This is a genomic window from Streptomyces anulatus, from assembly GCF_000721175.1.
GTDB classification, from domain to species: Bacteria; Actinomycetota; Actinomycetes; order Streptomycetales; family Streptomycetaceae; genus Streptomyces; species Streptomyces anulatus_C.
In genome coordinates, this window is sequence record NZ_JOEZ01000084.1 from 1 (window position 1) to 2052 (window position 2052).

Genomic DNA, 2052 nt, shown 5'->3' on the forward strand with positions numbered 1-2052 from the left:
AGAACCGCCTCCAGGCCATCGAACGGGACACCGACGTAGCCTGAGCAGTGGTGCACACAACTTCGTACTCGGTGGTGCACTCAGATGAGTACGCGGACATCCGCCGCACCGAAGGACCGGGCGTGGACGTTTGTGGACTACGTCGCCGCGTTCGCGCACGGTGTCGTCCCGATCCTTTTCATCATGATCGTGGAGGTCGGCCGGGACGCGATCGACCGGATCGTGCGCCCCGGCCGGGAGGGCCGCGACGCGATTCCGCTGATCCGCTGGGTGCTGGCGCCGTTCGCCACACCCCGGATCTACCGGCGGATGCGGCTGTGGGGGGTGGCCTCCTACCCGGAGATGGTCCGCCGCGAGCAGGATCTCCTCGCGTATGAGCAGTGGCTCAAGCGCAAGTACAACGGCGACCTGTCCAAGGCCACCGACGACGAGCGGCTGCCGATGAAGATGGCCCCCTACGGCTACACCGTCAGCGAGGCACTCGCCATGCCTGACCAGCAGGAAGCCGCAGCGGAGCAGCGCGAGGAAGAGGCCGAGCGGCGGCGCCTGGAGGCGACGACGCGCAAGCAGCTCGCCGAGAAGCAGGCCGAGGCCGAGCGCCTGGAAGCCGACGGCAAGCTCGAAACGGTCCGGGCCCGGGTCAACAGCGAGAAGGGCACGGCCCACGCGCACTCCAAGGCGCAGATCAGCGCCGCCGAGAAAGCCGCCGCCCGGGACGAGGCGGCGCAGGAGACGGCCGTCCAGGCCGAGGCCCGCACCCGCGTGGCCGAGGCCGAGCGCCAGGAGGCCGAAGCCCGCGAGGCAACGGCCGCCGCTGACCTCCGTGCGGCCGAGCTGGAAGACGCCGCGGCGCAGAAGCGGAAGGAAGCGGCGGAGGCCGACCGGGTCGCCGCCGCCGAAGCGCAGGCGGTCGAGACCCAGGCCATCGCCGAAGCCCGCCAGGCTGCTGCCGAAGCCGATCGGGCCGCTGCCGAAATCGAAGCGGCTGCTGCCGAAACGCGCCGGGCCGCTGCCGAAACGGCGCGCCTGGAGGCGGAGGAGATCGAGCGTCAGGAGATCGCCGCCGCCGGTATCGAGGCCGCCCGCAAGGCTGCCGCCGAAACGGCGAAGGCCGCTGCCGAAACGCATCGGGCCGCTGCCGAAATCGAGCGGCGCGCAGTCGAAATCGAGGACGAGGCCAAGCTCAACCGGCGTGAGCGCTCCGTTCGCAAGGTCGCCCGCCTCGCCCTCACCGCCGGCCTCGTCCCCGACGGCCTGGCCCTGGAGGACGTGCAGGACGAGCTGAACGAGCTGGTCTCGATCGCCGACGTCCAGCGCGAGTGCGACGTGTCCTCCACCGACACCGCGTCCAAGTACCGCCAGGAAGCCGCCAGCCTCATCGCCAACGGCTACCGCCTGGCGGGCTGACCTGCACAAACGAGCCTTTCGACGGCTCCACCGGCCCCCGAGATGCCGTCAACAACTCGGGGGCGCGGTGAAGGCGCCGAAGCGCCGGTTCCACCCTGCCACCCAGCCCGCCGAAAGGGGGTGAAAACACGTGATCGACCCCGTCAAGAAGAGCCCCTGGGAGGCGCCGCCGCAGCGGCAGAAGAAGCTCTCCCAGCGCCGCGCGGAACGCCTCGCACGCCGCGCCGAGTACTGGGGGCAGCGGATCGCGGCGGCCCGGAACGTCAGCCTGGAAGCGGCCGCGTCCCTGACCTTCGACCGGGCCCGCGGGGAGCTGGACAGGCTCCCCGACCACATGCGCGACGCCGCCTGGGAAGCGCTGATCCGGGCCGTCGACAAGGTCCGCGAGACGCACGCACAGTGACCGCCCGGCTGTGACAGCAGCTGTGACCGGAGCTGTGACAAGCCCTGTGACCGCCGAAAAACCTCTCACCCGTGTCCGCATGCGCATGCGCGCACGTGCGCGCGTGAGGATACGCACCCATCTCACGCTCCGTCAACCACCCGCCGTGTCCCGGAAGGACGGAAAGACCATGATCGAAACCGCTGTGACCGCCGCTGCCGGAGGTGCCTGCGCCGGGTCGGCCGCTCTCCTCTACTACGCGG

2 protein-coding genes are annotated in these 2052 nt (G+C 70.8%); both read left to right on the plus strand.

Annotated features, from left to right (window positions below):
* The first annotated feature begins 84 nt into the window (after positions 1 to 84).
* Entirely contained in the window at positions 85 to 1407 is a 1323-nt protein-coding gene (locus tag IG90_RS0138530) for a DUF2637 domain-containing protein (RefSeq protein ID WP_078585563.1), read from the plus strand.
* Positions 1408 to 1537: 130 nt separating this feature from the next.
* Positions 1538 to 1810, plus strand: a complete 273-nt coding sequence (locus IG90_RS0138535) for a hypothetical protein (protein ID WP_030595904.1) — start codon at positions 1538 to 1540, stop codon at positions 1808 to 1810.
* Positions 1811 to 2052: the final 242 nt, after the last annotated feature.

Coding starts and splice junctions, on each gene's coding strand:
- IG90_RS0138530 (WP_078585563.1), top strand. CDS start 85: ATGAGTACGCGGACATCCGCCGCACCGAAGGACCGGGCGTGGACGTTT.